A 264-nucleotide genomic window follows, 5' to 3' on the forward strand; every position below is an offset into this window, starting at 1 on the left:
GTATAAGGCGTTTTGGGAAGAGCAGAATTTGCTGCCTTAGCGTCGGTAATCGCGGTTTTAGCTATTTTTAAACGAGTGCTTGCTTCGTTAATTGTTTGGGCTGGGTTTAACCGCTTAGCTTCAGGGTTTGTTGGTTTCTGCTTAGCTGGTTTTGAAGGTTGAGGTGAGTCCTGCTCAACCCTACCCCCTTGGCCTAAAGCTTCCTTGGCTGGAGCAGCTCGTGGGGCAGCGGTTTTCTCTGGCAAAGTCGCTACAGGAATACCG

Annotated in this window: 1 protein-coding gene; it reads right to left on the reverse strand. The window is 49.6% G+C overall.

Annotated features, from left to right (window positions below):
* The coding region (locus tag Q4528_RS14230) for a hypothetical protein (protein ID WP_303522278.1) at positions 1 to 264 on the reverse strand (264 nt) is incomplete at both ends.

Source organism: Staphylococcus pasteuri, assembly GCF_030547725.1.
Lineage (GTDB): Bacteria > Bacillota > Bacilli > Staphylococcales > Staphylococcaceae > Staphylococcus > Staphylococcus pasteuri.